General features: G+C 32.0%; 20 protein-coding genes. 10 read left to right on the forward strand and 10 right to left on the reverse strand.

What is annotated here, in order from left to right; all coding sequences use genetic code 11:
- Positions 1–415 precede the first annotated feature (415 nt).
- The 3 genes from WCG23_11215 to WCG23_11225 all read right to left on the reverse strand — a co-directional run bounded on the left by WCG23_11215 (position 416) and on the right by WCG23_11225 (position 4,183).
- Positions 416–1,969 carry an AAA family ATPase gene (locus tag WCG23_11215; protein MEI8390438.1) on the reverse strand — a complete coding sequence of 518 codons (1,554 nt, stop codon included), beginning with the start codon at positions 1,967–1,969 and terminating at the stop codon, positions 416–418.
- A 40-nt stretch (positions 1,970–2,009) separates the two neighbouring features.
- Entirely contained in the window at positions 2,010–2,261 is a 252-nt protein-coding gene (locus WCG23_11220; protein ID MEI8390439.1) for a hypothetical protein, read from the reverse strand.
- A gap of 770 nt (positions 2,262–3,031) precedes the next feature.
- The gene (locus tag WCG23_11225; GenBank protein MEI8390440.1) at positions 3,032–4,183 is read right to left on the reverse strand and encodes a hypothetical protein; all 1,152 of its coding nucleotides are present in this window, start codon (positions 4,181–4,183) and stop codon (positions 3,032–3,034) included.
- A gap of 427 nt (positions 4,184–4,610) precedes the next feature.
- Here WCG23_11225 and WCG23_11230 point away from each other — a divergent pair, with 427 nt between their 5' ends.
- The 4 genes from WCG23_11230 (at position 4,611) to WCG23_11245 (ending at position 6,969) form a co-directional block, all read left to right on the forward strand.
- Positions 4,611–4,844 (forward strand): hypothetical protein, encoded by a 234-nt coding sequence (locus WCG23_11230; GenBank protein MEI8390441.1) that lies wholly within the window; start codon positions 4,611–4,613, stop codon positions 4,842–4,844.
- Positions 4,845–4,859: 15 nt separating this feature from the next.
- Positions 4,860–5,744 (forward strand): zincin-like metallopeptidase domain-containing protein, encoded by an 885-nt coding sequence (locus WCG23_11235; GenBank protein MEI8390442.1) that lies wholly within the window; start codon positions 4,860–4,862, stop codon positions 5,742–5,744.
- Between the two features lie 64 nt (positions 5,745–5,808).
- Positions 5,809–6,252, forward strand: coding sequence for a hypothetical protein (locus tag WCG23_11240; GenBank protein ID MEI8390443.1), 444 nt, complete (start codon positions 5,809–5,811; stop codon positions 6,250–6,252).
- A 168-nt stretch (positions 6,253–6,420) separates the two neighbouring features.
- A complete protein-coding gene (locus tag WCG23_11245; protein MEI8390444.1) occupies positions 6,421–6,969 on the forward strand; it encodes a site-specific integrase in 549 nt (182 codons plus the stop codon).
- 70 nt (positions 6,970–7,039) lie between these two features.
- Here the strand turns inward: WCG23_11245 and WCG23_11250 are convergent, their stop codons facing one another.
- Positions 7,040–7,585: an ORF6N domain-containing protein gene (locus tag WCG23_11250; GenBank protein MEI8390445.1), complete on the reverse strand. Its 546-nt coding sequence runs from the start codon at positions 7,583–7,585 to the stop codon at positions 7,040–7,042.
- A 99-nt stretch (positions 7,586–7,684) separates the two neighbouring features.
- A complete protein-coding gene (locus WCG23_11255; GenBank protein ID MEI8390446.1) occupies positions 7,685–7,900 on the reverse strand; it encodes a helix-turn-helix transcriptional regulator in 216 nt (71 codons plus the stop codon).
- A 409-nt stretch (positions 7,901–8,309) separates the two neighbouring features.
- Here WCG23_11255 and WCG23_11260 point away from each other — a divergent pair, with 409 nt between their 5' ends.
- The 4 genes from WCG23_11260 to WCG23_11275 all read left to right on the forward strand — a co-directional run bounded on the left by WCG23_11260 (position 8,310) and on the right by WCG23_11275 (position 12,634).
- Entirely contained in the window at positions 8,310–10,022 is a 1,713-nt protein-coding gene (locus WCG23_11260) for a methyl-accepting chemotaxis protein (protein ID MEI8390447.1), read from the forward strand.
- 10 nt (positions 10,023–10,032) lie between these two features.
- The gene (locus tag WCG23_11265) at positions 10,033–10,437 is read left to right on the forward strand and encodes a hemerythrin family protein (protein ID MEI8390448.1); all 405 of its coding nucleotides are present in this window, start codon (positions 10,033–10,035) and stop codon (positions 10,435–10,437) included.
- A gap of 12 nt (positions 10,438–10,449) precedes the next feature.
- Complete coding sequence (locus WCG23_11270; protein MEI8390449.1) at positions 10,450–10,977, forward strand: chemotaxis protein CheW; 528 nt, start codon at positions 10,450–10,452, stop codon at positions 10,975–10,977.
- Positions 10,978–11,422: 445 nt separating this feature from the next.
- Positions 11,423–12,634, forward strand: a complete 1,212-nt coding sequence (locus WCG23_11275) for an IS256 family transposase (GenBank protein MEI8390450.1) — start codon at positions 11,423–11,425, stop codon at positions 12,632–12,634.
- Positions 12,635–12,772: 138 nt separating this feature from the next.
- Here the strand turns inward: WCG23_11275 and WCG23_11280 are convergent, their stop codons facing one another.
- Complete coding sequence (locus tag WCG23_11280) at positions 12,773–13,306, reverse strand: hypothetical protein (GenBank protein MEI8390451.1); 534 nt, start codon at positions 13,304–13,306, stop codon at positions 12,773–12,775.
- Between the two features lie 214 nt (positions 13,307–13,520).
- On the opposite strand from WCG23_11280, the gene WCG23_11285 reads away from it, so the two are divergent.
- Positions 13,521–13,838, forward strand: coding sequence for a MerR family transcriptional regulator (locus tag WCG23_11285; protein MEI8390452.1), 318 nt, complete (start codon positions 13,521–13,523; stop codon positions 13,836–13,838).
- A 154-nt stretch (positions 13,839–13,992) separates the two neighbouring features.
- Here the strand turns inward: WCG23_11285 and WCG23_11290 are convergent, their stop codons facing one another.
- The 4 genes from WCG23_11290 to WCG23_11305 form a co-directional block, all read right to left on the reverse strand.
- Complete coding sequence (locus tag WCG23_11290; protein MEI8390453.1) at positions 13,993–14,277, reverse strand: hypothetical protein; 285 nt, start codon at positions 14,275–14,277, stop codon at positions 13,993–13,995.
- A gap of 226 nt (positions 14,278–14,503) precedes the next feature.
- On the reverse strand, positions 14,504–14,818 hold the full coding sequence (locus tag WCG23_11295) for a transcriptional regulator (GenBank protein ID MEI8390454.1): 315 nt from the start codon (positions 14,816–14,818) through the stop codon (positions 14,504–14,506).
- Positions 14,805–15,215, reverse strand: coding sequence for a type II toxin-antitoxin system RelE/ParE family toxin (locus WCG23_11300; GenBank protein MEI8390455.1), 411 nt, complete (start codon positions 15,213–15,215; stop codon positions 14,805–14,807). The genes WCG23_11295 and WCG23_11300 overlap by 14 nt, the downstream gene beginning before the upstream one ends.
- A 39-nt stretch (positions 15,216–15,254) precedes the next feature.
- Entirely contained in the window at positions 15,255–15,815 is a 561-nt protein-coding gene (locus WCG23_11305) for a hypothetical protein (GenBank protein ID MEI8390456.1), read from the reverse strand.
- A 218-nt stretch (positions 15,816–16,033) separates the two neighbouring features.
- Here WCG23_11305 and WCG23_11310 point away from each other — a divergent pair, with 218 nt between their 5' ends.
- Complete coding sequence (locus WCG23_11310; GenBank protein MEI8390457.1) at positions 16,034–16,894, forward strand: helix-turn-helix domain-containing protein; 861 nt, start codon at positions 16,034–16,036, stop codon at positions 16,892–16,894.
- The last annotated feature ends 342 nt before the right edge of the window (positions 16,895–17,236 follow it).

The following is a 17,236-nucleotide window of genomic DNA, read 5'->3' on the forward strand; positions in this document are numbered from 1 at the left end:
TAATTTTTCAGCAAACTGTTTTACCGATAAAAACTGCTCATTTTCAATTATCATACCAAAAACCCTTTCTATTTATAATAAAAATCCAATTTTACTTGCGATTACTGTTGTTAAATGGGATAGGATGATATGAGATATAGTTAATCGAGGATTTTAATTAAGGAATATAACCCTACAATTATAAAAAATCAAATTGTTAGGAAAGAATCTTAGCGAGGACATAAATTATTTATTTATATGTTCTGTTCTTTCACTTCTCTATAGGTAGGAATAAGAGTGAACGAATGAAAGAAAGAGAAAATAAATATATAAATAAAATATATATAGATTCTTTTTTCATAGAGAGTATTTTATTCGTTCGTTCGTTCATTCATATTTTCCTGTATGGGTATAAAATAAAAGTGAACGAATCATTTTAATCGTTATTAAAATCATCCTCAGGATCAATACCAACCTGTGATTCAGATAAATCCTTTATATCTTCGGGTAATTCTTTTACATACTTATAATATGTATTTTTACCATTACCTTCTTTATATAAAAGCCCTTCTTCTACTAAAATATTAATAATTTTACTCATTTGCGTTCGCCCCGAACCAAAAGTGGACGTAAGATAGAACGAAGTGATTTTTTCGTCAATATCCTTATCCCTATTACGTGTAAGGGTATTTCTGACTTTTTCTAAAAGACCATCCTCTTTCACACACTCTGTTTTTTGAGTGAACGAATCCTCGTATAAACTTATATCATAGTCATATTCAATTCTTCTTTTATTGTCCTCTGTGACTAATATTTTCTGTATGAAAGGAGCAGGATACCCACTACCGCTTTTTGTACACCTAATGACGCAGGTGCTTTCTACCTGATTGTCTTTGTCATCATATATTTTTTCCATTCCTAACATTTGATATGCTAAGTTTTGAAATATAGAAGATCCCATTAAGTCGGACTGGTCTAATTTTTTTCTTTTTTCTCCTGTAGCTCTTTTTCTTGGGTGTGCCGATAAAATTATATGCATATTATTTTCATCTACCATAGTTTTTAAAGTAGATATAATTGGGTCAACATCTATTTGCTTAGATAAATCACATCCAAAAACAGACATAACCGTATCAATTATAACTACATCGGGCTTAAATAAATTAATATCCCTTACTAGACTAAGTAATATATCCTTATCAATTAACTTATAAGCAGGTGTACTACAGAATGCAGATATAAATTTTACATTTTCATTGTTAAAATCATATCCGAGCAATTCTATACGTTCCTGTATGAACTCCGCAGACTGGTCGCCTTCTATTATCAATACTTTTTTAGGTTCGCTCTTGTACTTGCCTAAGACTTCCTTACCTTCAGCTAGACTATATGCTAAATCGAATAAAAATAGCGACTTACCTGTCCCTGCTTCCCCGTATACAACAGAGAATGCCCTTTTAGGAAATAATATATCTCCGACAATATATTCTCTTTTAGGTATTTTCATTATATCTGCACCGCTCAACAGCATACTTTCGCTGCTATTACTTTTATTTTTATAACTAGTCATAACTTCAATAGTTTTATCTAAATTTTCAATAGATAAATTTTCATTATCACCTAATCTATTTGCATATAGTCTAACTATTTGTACATCTAAATAATTTACAACAGAATAATAAATATCTTGTGAGTAATTCTTATAACCTCTTTGAATATCAAAATTTTCTAAATTTACAGAGATCCAATCCATATCGGGAAAGTGCTTATGTATTTTATAAAATTTATAAACTTTATTAAAAGGTTCAGAAAATACCCTTAAAGGACAGTTATAGTCCCTATCATTTAGTTCTTCAAATCTATCTACAATAACTTTAATTTTTTCAGGTTCATTATCTAATTTATTAAGGTTATTTAAAATAATATAGCACATTTGTTTAGGACTAATCTTATCACGCTCATCTTGTGTAAATTCTTGCTTCCTAATCATTGTTTTATTCTCCTATTCTATTCTGCTCTTACTCTTCTTCTTAAATTTCTTTTACATTTCGGATAATATATCCAACGGTTGCCCCGTATAACTTTTGGTCATAATTTATTCCTGAATCCCACCCACACAGGTAATTAAGGCAGGACTTATAAATTTTAATAACCTGTTCCTTCTGAAAAGCATCCAATCTCTTATATTCATATATGTTTGTCTTGAAATGCTCTATCAAATCATCAACCGATTCAAATTTCGGCATAATTTTTAGTTTTAAATCTTTGTCTACCCTGTTCATATACAATTCCTCTCTATTTCTAAACTCTAAAGACCCTTATATGTGGCAATATAACTTTCTATTCTTTCTTATTCATAATCCACGCAATTAATTTGCTTTTAGAAAAGACTATTTTCCTCTTCCCGACTTTATAATATATGTCGGAAGGAAATACACCTCTGTGAAGCATCACGTACACGGAATTGGGTGTGCTACAAATTACCTTTGCCACTTGTTTCACGGTAATAAAATCTTCTGAATCTTCATCAAACATAATTAAATTGACCTCTCTTTAAAAAATTACAAACTCTTAATTAACATTTCTTAATATAAAATATAATTAATTTAGATTTCTTTTACTTAACATCATTTTCTGCATTGCTACGCACATATAATTATGTGTGTAGCATAATTACAAACTCTGCTTCAGCAGCAATACTAAAGCATTACAAACTTTGCAGTAATGTAAAAAGTTATTCATTCTTAGTAGCGTATGTATTCATTAATACAAGCAGCAGATTGTTTGCATTAGTGAATACATTTAACTTCCGATAGAATTTAACTTTTAGATGTGAACCGAATATTTAATTTTAGTAAATGATTCTTATCATTATATATATAATTATATTACAGATTTGTTACAAAGTCAATACTTCATCTAAAAAAATCTTGACAACATGCAGAACAGTCATACAGAGTGCTTCTTGGTAGAATTTATAAATTTAAAATTTAAAAAACCGTCTCTTATGTTGTAAAAACAAGAAGAGACGGTTTTATTCTACATATTGTATTTAGGTTGAGACTACCACCACTTGTTTTTTCGACTTCTTTTTTATTTGTTCAGAACCTTTTTCTATTTCTGAAGATATATATTGTTTTAATTTATCCATTCGTTCAACAGTTTCTTTTTCGGACTCCTGCTCTTCTATCAATGCTTTTTTATAAAAATGTATTTCTTTAAATAATTTTAATTCCTTTTTACTTTCTTTTTGAGAATCAAAAAAACTTTTTACTTTTTCATAATTTTCATCATAAATTAATGATTCACCCTGTTCATCTGTTACACAATATTTTACTCTATCTATAACCTCTTCACGGAAAGAAAGTTCTTCTAAAATTTTCGCTTTTTCTTTTCTAACCTTTAGTTGTGCGAGCTGTTGCACACGTTGGTTGAGATGATATTGAATCTTAGAACTTTCTCGACCTTGCTCTTCCATTTTAGTTTTCAGCACTTCATAGTCAGATTGAAGCTTGTTAAATTTATTAATTGATACCGATTTTCTTTCGGGTTTAACTTCTTCTGCTTCAGGACTTTCTTCAACCTCTTTTTTAATAGTAAATTTAACATCTTCGTTTCTATGTTGTCTTCTCAAATAGTTAAGATAATGTTTAGTTTCTTCATAGTCATATGAAGAAAAAGGGCGGCTTTCATATAAACAGTCAGAACGATTTATGGTATATTTTATTTTTTCTGATTTAGGAAGGTCTTTCATTTTTTTAACTTCTTCTATTGCTTCCGCTACTGGTTCGAGTTCATTTACTTTTTTAACAAGTTGTCTGGTTTCTTTTACCGTAAAATCCACGTTAATAATTTGTTCCGCAAGTTCCTTTCTTGCCGTCTCATCGCTGATTCTGGTGAGAAGGTATGTTTCTTCTATGCCTTTTTTATTTAGAAGGTCAGTCAACTGACCCATTTTTTTACAATGTTCTGCAATGGCAATAAATTTCTTTGCCTGTGTTTCTTTCAGATTAATTCTACTATCTGCAAGCCATTTAAGCCATTCCCCTTCTTTTTTAAGTTGTTCTTTTGCTTCAACGCATACAGAAGCCATTTCAAGAAGTGAATTTCCGAATTTGTTCCTTGCAGTTACATATGATTCCGCAAGGGAATCAAAAGTTTGCTCTTGTGCTGTCGGTACTGTTATGGAAGTTTCATTATTCATTATTTGTACTCCTTAAAATTACAGGATAGTAATTCAAATATCTCTTTATTTTTTATACCCATTTTAAATTTTTTAATAACTTCATATATCAAAATCATTTACATTTATTTATTAAAATGCCGTAAATAATATGTATAATTGAAAAAAATATAGAATTTCAAGAAAATTGCAGACCTGTCAAGGGCTTACTTATAAATTAATCTTAAGACTACCTCTATCGTAGGATTTTAGGTCTAACGAGCGATAGGCACCTACTTTATCTGGAGTTATCATACTTGTATGAGTTAAATTAAAAGCAATAAAGAACCAGATATTAACGGTTTAGTTAGATACAAAAGAATAACTGTAAAGATATTTTAATTTAAAAAAAGTGAATGAAGCACAAAACCCTGTAATGAAGGGGGATTTTGTAACGGAGTTTTAACCTATGACAATGCAACTATCTAAAAAAAGAACTGGTCATTATCGTTACGGGTGGTATCTATGGGAGCTGATAACCGACTTGGATTTAAAAATTGATGATATAGCAGAGATTCAGAGTAAAGAAGGCTATCCGCCTAACCCATACGGTTTATACACTCCAAAGAAAAAAGTAAGAACCTATAAAAGCGGTAAAAAAGAGTATATCTATCAATGGAGAAGTAGCACAAACAGTGATTGAAGGAGTAGTATACCTATGCAGACAAATGAAATCAAGGCAAAAATCACGGCTGAAATCGTAGAGAGTCTTAAGACTAATCAAAGTTTATGGTCAAAAAGCTGGAAACCCTCTACCCCTCAGAATTATGAGAGTAAACACGCTTATTCAGGTATCAATAACCTGATTTTAACTCTTAAAGCAATGAATAAAAGTTATCAGTCGCCATTCTGGTTGACCTTTAAGCAGGTAGACAAATTAGATCACAGTGTCTTGAGAGGGGAAAAGTCAACAATGATAGTTTTCTATTCTCTGATAGACTCGAAAAATACGAATGAAGACGGTGAAAAGAAAAAAATACCGCTCCTAAAGTATTATAATTTATTTAATACCGACCAGACAACTTTAAAAAATAAAATAAATAATGATACCAGCATTGATCCTACATTACAAAATGAAGACTTAGAGCAGATTATAAATACTTTTGATTGTCCTATAGTATACGCTTCTCAGGATAGGGCATTTTATAGACCTATAGAAGACAAAATTTACTTGCCGACTAAAGGACAATTTAAAACAATACATGGCTATTACGCTACAGCTATGCATGAAATGGCACACGCTACAGGTCATGAGAGAAGATTAAAAAGGGATTTATCAAGTAAACTTGGTTCTATGGGTTATGCTAAAGAAGAATTAATAGCAGAAATTGCTACAATGTTTATTCTAGGCTATTACAGCATAGATAATAAAGAAATAAGCAATAATAATATAGCTTATATTAATTCATGGCTTAAACTCCTACAGAATGACAGTAATTTTATCTTTACCGCATCAAAACAAGCAGGTGAGATTCTCGAATACATAACAAAAGATAATAATAAAACTACTGAAAATAAAGAATCGGAACTTATTGCAGCATAAAGTAGGGGGGAATCCCCCCTGTTCTTTAAAATATTAACTAAATTTAAAGAAAGTGAGGCAAAATATGGGCATGCGAGTACAAATAGGATTCACACACAGTGAAATTAAGGGCAATGATTTATTAGAACTTGTTAAAACAGCTGAAGCAAATCCCTTCATTTATCTGCACTGGGGATTTAAGGCGGAAGATCAAGAAAGTTTAGATTCGGTTAAAGGATTTATAAAGGAATTTCATAAACACAGGGGGCATGATATTGTGTATCTTCCTTTTTGGTTAGTACATTACTTTGCTAACAATGATATTAAAGCCTGTAAATCCCTTAAAACTGCTTTTAGCTATGAAGAATTTAACTACAATGTTCTTTCTCACGGGATTGATAACAACATTCACGGGGATATTGAGTATTTATACCTTGTTTCACCTACTCAAATATATTGTCTTTCCCCAAAATATAAAAATTATGAAATTTATGATTATTCTTTAATCAAAACTGAACCGCTGAATTAATTATTTCTACCTGAATGCAACACAATAGGTATTGTGTAAGATTCACCGAATAAGGCAAAATGTAGACAGTGTAAATGTTTGAGGCAATTTCTCTAAATCCTGAATATGGATGATTTAACAAAACGTATCTGTTAGTAACATTGAATGAAACATAAAGGAGTTTTTACTATGGAATTTGTACAACCGTTACGTGAAAAAAATTGTATCGAAAAAGTTAAAAATATTTTACTTAAAAATGGTTATCGGGATTATTTATTATTTGTTGCAGGAATTAATACAGGTTTAAGAATATCGGATTTATTGAAATTGCGTGTATCGGATGTGAAAGATAAATCACATATTGAGTTTAGGGAAACTAAAACGGGCAAGAACAAGCGTTTTTATATCTCTCCTACACTTAAGACCTGCTTCGATAATTACACGTCTTCTATGACCTCCAGCGAGTTCCTTTTTCAGAGTCGCAAGGGAATTAATAAACCGATTACAAGAGTACAAGCGTACAAAATTATTAATGATGCCGTAAAGTCTACAGGATTATGCGATAAAATCGGTACTCATACTTTAAGAAAGACTTTTGGATATTGGCATTATCAACAATTTAAGGATATTGCTGTATTGCAGGATATTTTTAATCACTCTGCTCCTTCTGTAACTCTTCGTTATATAGGGATTAATGACGATATGAAAGATAAAACTATTGCTGAATTTGCTTTGTAACCGCAAATATTTGGGTTTTTTAAGCCTTCCTTTTAGGTCATCATTGAAATTCGTTTTATTCGATAACATCTTAACCGTCTTTGTCCTCTACCTTAAAGCCTATTGCCTTTGTAGCAGGTGTTTTAGTAAGCTCTGAAAGTTGCTTCAACTGTAGAAAAATATCATTAATATCGGCACTTGTATCTTTTGCATATAACATGAAGCGACTTTCAAGCTCATCATACCTTTGAGACAATTCTTTGTTTGTCAAAGCGAACTCTTTAAGTTTTACAAATATTTTTATTATCTGAATATTTACTGCTATCGCTTGCTTACTCTTTAGCACACTGCTCAACATCGCCACCCCATGCTCATTAAAGGCATATGGATTAGTTGTAGAAAATTTAATAGTTTGGAGGCGGTCGCAATTTGCGACCAGCTCATTTTTCTCATTATCATTAAGCTGGAACATAAATTCTGACGGAAACCGCTCAATATTACGCTTAACAGCCTCATTAAGTCTCTTTGTATCGACTCCGTAAAGCTCTGCTAAGTCTCTATCAATCATAACTTTTTGATTGCGGATGACAAATATCTTATTTTCTATTACATCTATCGAAATAATATTATTATCCATATTGACCCTTTTACTTTGCTTATCGGATTCTATCCTATTTTAAAACATATCCAGCAATCGGGCAACTTTATTAACCACCCTGCTTCTGTTTTATAGTGATCATTTTAAATCAAAATCAAAGAAATATTTTAATGAAATATCGAGTGTTTCACATAACTTAACGAGTGTAGAAAGTCGGGGTTCTTTTAGCCCACGCTCGATTTCACTTAATCCGCCTTTAGAAATACCGCTCTCATAAGCAAGTTTTTCTAACGTAAGTTTTTGCTCTTGTCTGAGCTGTGTAATTCTGTTACCTACCTGTATATTTAAACTCATTATGATTTACAAACCCCTTTGTTCATATTCATGAACTTCAAGGTTTATAATAATTAATTCATATGTTATACTAGTTCACATAAATGAACTTATGAAACTTTTTTATTTTTAAAAATTTTAATTTCGCCGATAGTCAATGCTATATTAAATATATGCTTTTCGGGTTGGATACATAATTAATTCTAAAGAGCTTTTGGATTACAAAACTCGTATTACCTTTCTAGTAAAGGGTTATACCCCCCCCCCCCCCGAAACCTTGATTATACCTGAGAAAAAGAGTACAGTATATTACATATCTTTATTAAAACTATTTTAAAACAATAAATTTATATCTTTCGTGTCTTATTTAGCTGTGTTTAGAAGAAAATATAGAGTTGTCGTGTCAGTATTATTTGAAAGGGTGGCTATTATGCAGTGGTTTAAGAATTTTAAGATTTCGCAAAAGATCTTGGCGTTTGTTGCAATGGCAACATTATTTATTTGTATTGTCGGTTATGTCGGATTTCATTTCACCACAAAAGGTGCAAACGATATGACAGCTATTTACAAAGACAGAGCACTACCTATGATGTGGATGTATGATGCTGTCGGCAATGTTAACAACATAGAAGCTCTTATTAATGAAATAAATGCAACATCCGATAAAAATACACAAAAAGCAATGTATGATGAAATTGTTGCAAACAGAGAAGACAATAATAAAATACTGGCGGAATATGAAAAAACAAAGCTTGACCCTTTTGAACTCAAAACATTGGCAGAATTAAAAAATAACCTTCAGGAATACAGTGTTGTTCAGACAAAAACTATTGATATGGGAATGAACGGCAATAGAAACGAAGCCGAAAAATATTTTCTGTCTAACATAGATGCGGCCCAAAAAGTAGGTGATAATTTTAAAGCTCTTGCAGATTACAATGCTAAAGTTGCCAAGGAGTTGAATACTCAAAATGACAAAGATGCAGCAGAAGCAGTCGCTCTTATAATAGGAATTATTGTTGTGGCAGTGGTACTTGCTGTATCTATCGGATTAATGATCGCAAGTATTATTTCTAAGCCGATAAACGCTGTAGTAGAAAACTTAAATGAAGTGGCTAAAGGAAATCTTGCAATTGATGAAGTTCATAATGATTCTAATGATGAAACAGGAATCCTTGCAAAATCGCTTAATCTTACCGTGAAAAACCTTAGAGCACTTATCGGTACAGTTTCTAAATCAATTGAAGAAATTTCTGCAAATTCCGAAGAAATGAGTGCTTCATCTGAACAAACGGCACAAGGAGCTCAACAGACAGCAACCAGCACTCAACAGTTAGCTCAGGGTGCTCAGGAAATTTCAAGAAATGTTGAACTGGGGGCTACAAGCATTAACGGTTTAAATAAAACCATTCAGGGTGTTGCTCTGGAAGCAGGCGTAGTAGCTAAACTTGGTAATGACACAGAAACAAATGCTAATGTAGGTGCTGAACACGTTAAAAAGGCAGTGCTTAAAATAGACAGCATCAAAAATGTTGCTGGTGCTATCTCCATTAATATTGCCGAACTCGGAAAATTAAGTTCAGACATTGAGCAAATCGTTGATTTAATTAAAAATATTGCAGGACAAACCAACCTTTTAGCCTTAAATGCTGCTATTGAAGCTGCCAGAGCAGGAGAACACGGAAAAGGCTTTGCTGTAGTGGCAGATGAAGTCAAAAAACTTGCAGGACAATCAGCAGGAGCAACAGAAAAAATAACAGCTATGATTAAAGAAATTCAAAATAAAACGCATATCGCCGTAAATACTATGGATAAAGCAACTAAAGAAGTTGAAGAAGGCGTGTTTGTAATCAACGATGCAGGAAAAGCACTAGATAATATTATTTCTCAGGTAAAACAGGCTAATAATAAAATACAGGGTATCACTAAAGATATAGACGGAGTCGCTGTCAGCTCAGAAGAAGTTTTAAGAATGGTTGAAAATATTTCCGCTATAACAGAAGAAACGGCTGCAAGTGCGGAAGAGATTTCAAGCATTACCGAAGAACAAACAGCGAGCCTTGAAGAAATAAGCGCAAGCTCTCAAACACTTGCTAAAGTTGCTGAAGACTTACAAAAACAGGTTTCTGTATTTAAAATTTAGGAATCCGACAATGTTAATTAAGTTTGATGATTCCTTATTAACAGGGATTACGGATATAGATATTCAGCATAAGTATCTGTTTAATGCAATAAATAGCCTTGAAGATATTGATAATCACGAAGAACAATTGCGTTTTGCTATTTGTGATATTGAAGAGTATGCCTCTGAACATTTTAAAACAGAAGAACAATATATGGCTGAATGTAAATATCCTGAAACAGAAGAGCATATTAAAGAACATCAAGAATTTTCTGAAAACTATAAAGCATTACAATCAATATTGGACAAACATGATGTTTCCGATGACTTCCTTATTGAGTTAAAGAGCTTTTTAGCAAACTGGATTGTAAAGCACTATACAGAAATTGATGTCAAAATGGCTAAATTTATTAAATATTCGTATAAAAAATCATAAAGGAGACTTACTATGGCTTCAGTCGATACAGAAAGTGATGAACTACAGCTTATAGCATTTAAACTGGGCAATGAAGAATACACCGTGCCGATAGAAAGCGTTCAAGAAATTATTATGCCTCAGCAAACTACTCACATCCCAAAATCCCCTCAATTTGTAGAAGGGATTATAAATCTCAGAGGTCATATAATCCCTATAATTGACGGAAGAAAAAGATTTGACATAAAGGTTACTGAAAATAATGCAGACACAAGAGTCATTGTGCTTGAACTTGATGACCATACAGTAGGCTTAATCGTTGATTCCGTTTCGGAAGTCGTTCATCTTAAAAAGAGCAATATTGAACCGTCCCCGACAGAAAATGACGAAAACAGCTTTATAGTCGGAGTCGGAAAACATCAAGACAGGCTTCTTTTATTATTAGATGCTTCTAAAATTCTTGATATAAAAGAGACTGAGCATATAAAACAAACACTGGAAGCCGTGAATAAGATTTCAAAACTACAGGAAACAATAGCCGAAGCGAATGTCAGCGTTTGAAAATCTTATAATTTAATGAACAATGACAAGAGGTTTCCGACTTAAATTCAGTAACAAGGAATCCATTAATAATTTTGTGTAAACCTCCGAAAATACGTATAGTAGAAAACGGAGGTTTTTCAAATTTCCCCAGGATATTAATAATCTTTTTAAAACTAACAACAATATGTTTGTTTTAATTGACAGATGCAAAACCTAAGCGGGCGACATAAACTCTTCTTAAAATCGATGCTGTGAGCCTCATAGTTGAAATAAAGAAAGCTCATAAGGTTTCACTTATCTAAATATCAGAACTCAATTGTCGATAAATTTCTTAGGTTGAGGGGTATGGCACAGAACCTCCTAACTGTCTTTTGTATCGTAAAGAACAAAAAGCGGGACCTTAAGAAATTTTATTGATTCTCCGATAAAAAAAGAAGAGAAAAATTAATCGGAGGAACAAAGAATGTCAAAGTTATTTACAAAGGAACAAGCAAGAAAATTTCTAAAAGAAGGAAATTTTAAAAATGCAGAAGGCATAGCAAGCGCCATAAAAGAAAGTTTCAAAGAAGTATTGCAAGAAGCCCTTGAAAATGAGCTTGAAGAAGAGCTCGGCTATTCTCGATATGATTGGGCAAACAAAAATACAGACAACAGCAGAAACGGTCATCATAAAAAGACTGTTCGCTCAGAGTTCGGCAAAGTGGAACTTGATATTCCGCATGATAAAAAAGGCGAATTTGAGCCTGTCATCGTGCCAAAGAACTCAAGAGAAGTATCTCCGAGCATAAATGATATGATAATTTCAATGTATGCCAAGGGAATGACAACTCCCGATATTCATTTTCATATGCAAAAAATATACGGGCTTGATATTTCAGAAGATTTAGTTTCAAAGATAACGGATAAAATCCTTCCGAAGGCAAAAGAATGGCAAAAAAGACCGCTTGATTCTATTTATCCGATAGTCTATCTTGACGGAATGGTTTTCAATGTTGTAGACAACGGCTCTGTCGTGAAGAAAACGGCATATATCGTTTACGGAGTGAATACAGACGGGCATAAAGATATTCTGGGCATTTGGATAGGAGAAGCCGAATCTTCAAAATTTTGGATGTCAGTTTTGTCTGACCTCAAAGAACGAGGGGTAGAAGATATTCTTATTGCTTCAATAGACGGATTAACAGGATTCAAAGACGCAATTAAGGCAGTTTTTCCCAAGACAGAAATCCAAAGATGCATTGTTCATCATATCAGAAATTGTACAAAGCACGTTGTACATAAGGACAGAAAAGAATTTTGCAGCGATATGAAGCCTATTTACAAGGCAATAAATGAAGAAGCGGCAATTGAAGCTTTTGATGAATTTTCGGAAAAATGGAAAGCCAAATATCCTTATGCAATAAGGTCTTGGAACAACAATTGGAATGAACTTATGGCTTTTATGAAATTTCCCGCTGAAGTCAGGAGGCTGATTTATACCACAAACCCCATAGAAGCTTTTAACAGGGGCGTAAGAAAAATTACAAAGTCCAAAACTTCTTACAGAACTGACGATAGTCTTTTTAAAATCTTATATCTTGCATCTATTGATATACTTGATAAATGGACTATGCCGCTTCAAAACTGGAGTTTGATTTTTAATCAATTAGTGATATATTTTGAGGGAAGAATTTAAAAGATGATAATTTCTCCTTACAAAAAAATTATCATCTCAAACAAAAAGTATAAATTTAATTTTTATCAGAATCAAAAGAATTATTTAAAATCCCCAAAAAGCCCCTCAGAGGGGCTTTTAAAATGCTTTAAATTACTATTAATTACTAAAAACTAATTCTCTATCTGTTTTAATCGGAACGATTGAACCAGCAGGAACTATCGTATCTTTACCTCTAGGAGCTACGAACAATAAAGATATAGGAAGAAATAATACAGAAGCTACAACAATAGGTATAAATTTGTTGCTATCTGGGTCAAATCTGTCGGTAGCATGTTTTTCCACAACATTAGAAACAGGGATTATTTTTCCACTTGCTAAATTAATAGATGTTAATTGGATACCGACTCTTCCATTAGTTCCAAAGTAAGTTTTTGATTCCACGGAGGATACTGTGCCCTTTACCTTTGAGCCTTTTGGAATAACTACTGCATCGTTAACGGTTACATCGTCTGCAATAGACATATCAACTCTTTGTCCAACAACACTATCTTTTGAAGACAACTGACTGTTTACAATTAAATTGATTGGAGTTCCTGGGTCTAATACCAAATCTTTTGCCAAAGTAATCGGACAAACGAATACGTTAACGAGAGTCACTAATAAACCAGTGACGAAAACTTTTTTCAACATAGACAACGACCTTTCTAAAAAATACACCAACAATTTTATCTTAGATGATGTCAATATATTTGTCAATATTTCTATTCACTAAAAAAGCATTTTTGATAGTCATAAAACTACTTGTTATATAAGTCATTAAAACAACCTTTATTCTTGTCCACCAAACTTATAATAGCAAAAGCACTCAAACGGTTAAAACCTTATCCATACAAAGAGGCTATTCATGGAAGTAGAAAAGAATAAACCAGTATATTCCACTAATGTTGCAGCCGACCTCAGTGGTATTTCAAAAAGTACATTGATGCGTTATGAAGAAAAAGGGCTGATTAATCCTTATAAGAGCAAGGGAGGGAAAAGACTTTACTCTCACAACGATATCGAATGGTTAATATGCCTTAAAGATTTAATTAAAAAGGGCTATAGTATTTTAAGCCTGAAAAAGCTTTTAAAATACGAATCTTGTTATGAGCTGAAAAATTGTTCTGAAGAAATTAAAGCAAAGTGTCAGATTATCAAAGACCAGTTGAAAAATCAGGGATAAACCTTTAGATATTGGCATTATCAACAATTTAAAGACGTTGCGGTATTCTAATATTATTTTAGTTAAATATGACGTTGTAAATAGTTATAATGAATTGTTAAATAAGGTTATGCACTAATTTGATGAACAATGATAAGAAGTTACCGACTCAAATTCAGTAACAATGTTTATCCGTATCCAATTCAGCATTTATTTTCAGGCATTGTTCCAGCTCATAACGCTCTAGGTGGCTTCGTAAAAGAAATCCCATTATTAAAGAGCTTGAAATTACGTCTTTTACGCTGATACCAACATTCTTTCTTGCCCTGTTCAGTAGTTCCGCATAGTCGTTTATTGCTTCAAGTACCTGTGGATCAATTCTGTCCGCCATTAACTTCTCATTTTTCTTAGTCTTCTCAAGGCTTGTAAAGAATTTTTTTATTTGTTTTCTTAAGCTCATTTTATTTCACCCCAATGAGAATGGTAATACACTTAAGTTATACCCTTAAGCGTGATTTTTTAAACATCACTGCACACATACAAGCCAGTTTAAGGCATGTTAAATTTTATTCAGGAGTGTTTGTACCTACGAATTTCAGGGTAAAACAATCATTGTAAGTTTTCGGAAAAATCTCATTAAAAAAACGGCTCATTTCTGAACCGCTCGTAAAATATTACTAATCATATTAAGCAATTTTTGTTAAAAGTTTAAATTGAACTTTAAACCCTAACGAATTTAATATTTTTAAAACTGAATCCATTGAAGGATTAATTTCATTTTTAAATATTCTGTAAAGCTGCTTCCTGTTGAATTTATTTTTTTCTGAAAACTCACTAACAGAGGATTTTGACTTAACAAGATGTTCAAGAGCTATACAAAAAGCTGCTATATCACCATCGTTCATATATTCATCAATAGAGGCATTAAGATAGGCTTCTGCTTCTTCGGGATCTTTTAATAGCTCAATTATATAATCATCCATATTTTTATATTTTCTCATTTTTACCTCCTTTATTTATTTTATGTAACCAATCGAAGATTGTTTCTTTCATTAAAGGATTTCTAAACTTATAATCTTGCCAGTACTCTTTTGCTTTTGATATATCCTTGTTTTGACTGTCTTTATCTCCTGCTACAAGAAATAATATAATGTCTTTTCCATTTTCTCTTATATAAATTCTTGTACCACCTGGATCAAAAAATCTTAATTCTCTTATAAGATCACTATTTGCCCCTTTAATAAATGGGCAATCTCCAAAATTACCAAGCCTAACACGTTGTAATCGTGTTAATACCATCATTCTTGTTTTCCGATCAGTACCTGCAATCCATTCTAAAAAAGGTTGCCGATCATTCTCGGTTGAATAAGGTATAAGATTTTTCTCATTTACTATCATAATATATATTGTATCACATATGACACGTATTTCAAGTGTTTATCTTAATTTAATTCCAAAGAATGTTTTTTGTTTAAGGTGTTCAATTTCTTTTTTAAGTGATTCATTATCGGTTTTTAATTGAATATTTTCCGCTTTAAATTCAGATATTTGCCTTAAATACTCATCTTCTTTTCTTTTTTCTGAATCTATTAAAAGCTTATTCTGTAACGAAACATTTACAATCTCGTCTTTATAAGATTTATGGATTTTATCCACTTCATTAAAAATCAACTTGATTAAATCGGGTTGTTGTTGTGGCTCTATATCTTTATTAACAATATTTTCAGGCTGTCTACTTATCGGAATTTCATCACTTTTTAAGTGATTTACTTCCGCTTTTTTACTACCAAATATCTTTTTGTTCTCTTCTATCTCATGCCTTATTTCTGAAATTTCCTCATCTGACAAGAATACAACAATTTGTTTTCTTCCATTAACAAATTTTTTATCGGTATTAAATTGGTACTTCTCCACTTTTTTACGCACTACAGAATCAGCAGTATTAAAAATACCTTCTAATTGTTTGTATGTATAGAAATTATTACTTGCTTCAACCACTTTTAAACCACTTAAAAATTACTTTTTAACCACTTTTTATTATCTTGACACCTACAAATATCTATATATCATGATACATGCTTATAAGCAAAAAATATTACAAAGAAAAAAGCACTTCCGAAGAAGCACTTATTACTTTTAGCAATCTAATATTACATGTTTCTTCCGAAAAGTGCAAGAGTTTCGTATGCAAATATTTTTGGAGGAATTGAGAGAAAATGCAAAATGCGGCATCACTACAGCAAAAACCGACACAGTTCAAAATAAGTAAGATTACCTTACAAAGTTTATCAAAGTTCAGTATAAGCCCGACAGCAAAGCTCGTATTGCTTTATTTAGTAGACTGCTACAACCCTGCTAAAAGTTATATCTTTCCTAAACAGGAAACAATGACAGATAAGCTAGGAATTTCTTTAAGCAGTGTTAAAAGGGCGATAAAAGAACTTGCTAAGGCTAATATAATCATCATAGAGCTAAAATTTTCTAATAGATATAATCTAACTCCAACTTTTTTCGACCTGCTTAATATGACACCTGATGCAGTCCAAATTGAACCGTTAAAGTGTCAAAATGAAACGAATCATGTAGTAACAGAAAAAGAACTAAATAAAAAAACAGAAAAAACTTTTATTTTTAAAAATCTTTTAGAATTAGGAAAAACTAATACTATCGCATACTATGAACAAATTTTAAATCTTTCGGATCAAGATAAAGAGCATCTTTGTAAAATCAAACTCGGTAGAATGTCCTTAACAGACTTCCAAAAGGTTAATATTGAAAAATTTATTATGTTATCCGATAGTGAAATTGTCGCTATAAATAACAAAGAACCATACCACAGGCAAGAGAACATAGATATTTATTATAATTCCCGTATGAAAAAGATCAAGGAATTTCAAGAACAGCCAGAAAAACAGGAAGAAAATAATTCACAAAATGAAAGAGCATCTGTTTTGGCAGCATTAAAGTGTAGTTATCAAGTTAATAGCAGTAATAAAATTAAACTAATAGACCTCCTTAACCGTAGTAAGGTTAAAATGGAACTATTTAGCATTACTGAAGCGGAGTTATGTTGCTAGAAGGTATCTTTACAAGTGCTGGGATGCCCGACAGCGAAAGTTCAGAGTGTCCCCTTCGTGTTCCTATGTCCCGATAAAATCAACCGCCTTTAAAGCAGCTCTTTTTAAATTGGAAATAATCAATATTAAAAAGTTTTGAATTATTACACAGAGGTGTGTTAAGGAAATCGTAATTTCCCCATATATTTTATGATTTTTTTCTACGGCATCTGGTACACTTATAAATTAGCATTTACAGGAATGTAGGCATTGATTGACACTGATCATTAAAATGTTTAAGCAGTTGTAAAGTTAATTCCCGCATTTCCTCTTCAGGGGGCTTTTCTTGCGGAAATAAATATT

This window comes from bacterium, assembly GCA_037147175.1.
GTDB lineage: Bacteria > Cyanobacteriota > Vampirovibrionia > Gastranaerophilales > UBA9971 > UBA9971.

What these genes read in the sequence shown, in the direction of transcription:
- WCG23_11245 (MEI8390444.1), top strand. Translation starts at nt 6,421, where the DNA reads ATGGAATTTGTACAACCGTTACGTGAAAAAAATTGTATCGAAAAAGTT.
- WCG23_11215 (MEI8390438.1), bottom strand. Translation starts at nt 1,969, where the DNA reads ATGATTAGGAAGCAAGAATTTACACAAGATGAGCGTGATAAGATTAGT.
- WCG23_11300 (MEI8390455.1), bottom strand. Translation starts at nt 15,215, where the DNA reads ATGATAGTAAATGAGAAAAATCTTATACCTTATTCAACCGAGAATGAT.
- WCG23_11270 (MEI8390449.1), top strand. Translation starts at nt 10,450, where the DNA reads ATGGCTTCAGTCGATACAGAAAGTGATGAACTACAGCTTATAGCATTT.
- WCG23_11235 (MEI8390442.1), top strand. Translation starts at nt 4,860, where the DNA reads ATGCAGACAAATGAAATCAAGGCAAAAATCACGGCTGAAATCGTAGAG.
- WCG23_11265 (MEI8390448.1), top strand. Translation starts at nt 10,033, where the DNA reads ATGTTAATTAAGTTTGATGATTCCTTATTAACAGGGATTACGGATATA.
- WCG23_11230 (MEI8390441.1), top strand. Translation starts at nt 4,611, where the DNA reads ATGACAATGCAACTATCTAAAAAAAGAACTGGTCATTATCGTTACGGG.
- WCG23_11255 (MEI8390446.1), bottom strand. Translation starts at nt 7,900, where the DNA reads ATGAGTTTAAATATACAGGTAGGTAACAGAATTACACAGCTCAGACAA.
- WCG23_11295 (MEI8390454.1), bottom strand. Translation starts at nt 14,818, where the DNA reads ATGAGAAAATATAAAAATATGGATGATTATATAATTGAGCTATTAAAA.
- WCG23_11275 (MEI8390450.1), top strand. Translation starts at nt 11,423, where the DNA reads ATGTCAAAGTTATTTACAAAGGAACAAGCAAGAAAATTTCTAAAAGAA.
- WCG23_11290 (MEI8390453.1), bottom strand. Translation starts at nt 14,277, where the DNA reads ATGAGCTTAAGAAAACAAATAAAAAAATTCTTTACAAGCCTTGAGAAG.
- WCG23_11220 (MEI8390439.1), bottom strand. Translation starts at nt 2,261, where the DNA reads ATGAACAGGGTAGACAAAGATTTAAAACTAAAAATTATGCCGAAATTT.
- WCG23_11260 (MEI8390447.1), top strand. Translation starts at nt 8,310, where the DNA reads ATGCAGTGGTTTAAGAATTTTAAGATTTCGCAAAAGATCTTGGCGTTT.
- WCG23_11310 (MEI8390457.1), top strand. Translation starts at nt 16,034, where the DNA reads ATGCAAAATGCGGCATCACTACAGCAAAAACCGACACAGTTCAAAATA.
- WCG23_11285 (MEI8390452.1), top strand. Translation starts at nt 13,521, where the DNA reads ATGGAAGTAGAAAAGAATAAACCAGTATATTCCACTAATGTTGCAGCC.
- WCG23_11250 (MEI8390445.1), bottom strand. Translation starts at nt 7,585, where the DNA reads ATGGATAATAATATTATTTCGATAGATGTAATAGAAAATAAGATATTT.
- WCG23_11225 (MEI8390440.1), bottom strand. Translation starts at nt 4,183, where the DNA reads ATGAATAATGAAACTTCCATAACAGTACCGACAGCACAAGAGCAAACT.
- WCG23_11240 (MEI8390443.1), top strand. Translation starts at nt 5,809, where the DNA reads ATGGGCATGCGAGTACAAATAGGATTCACACACAGTGAAATTAAGGGC.
- WCG23_11280 (MEI8390451.1), bottom strand. Translation starts at nt 13,306, where the DNA reads ATGTTGAAAAAAGTTTTCGTCACTGGTTTATTAGTGACTCTCGTTAAC.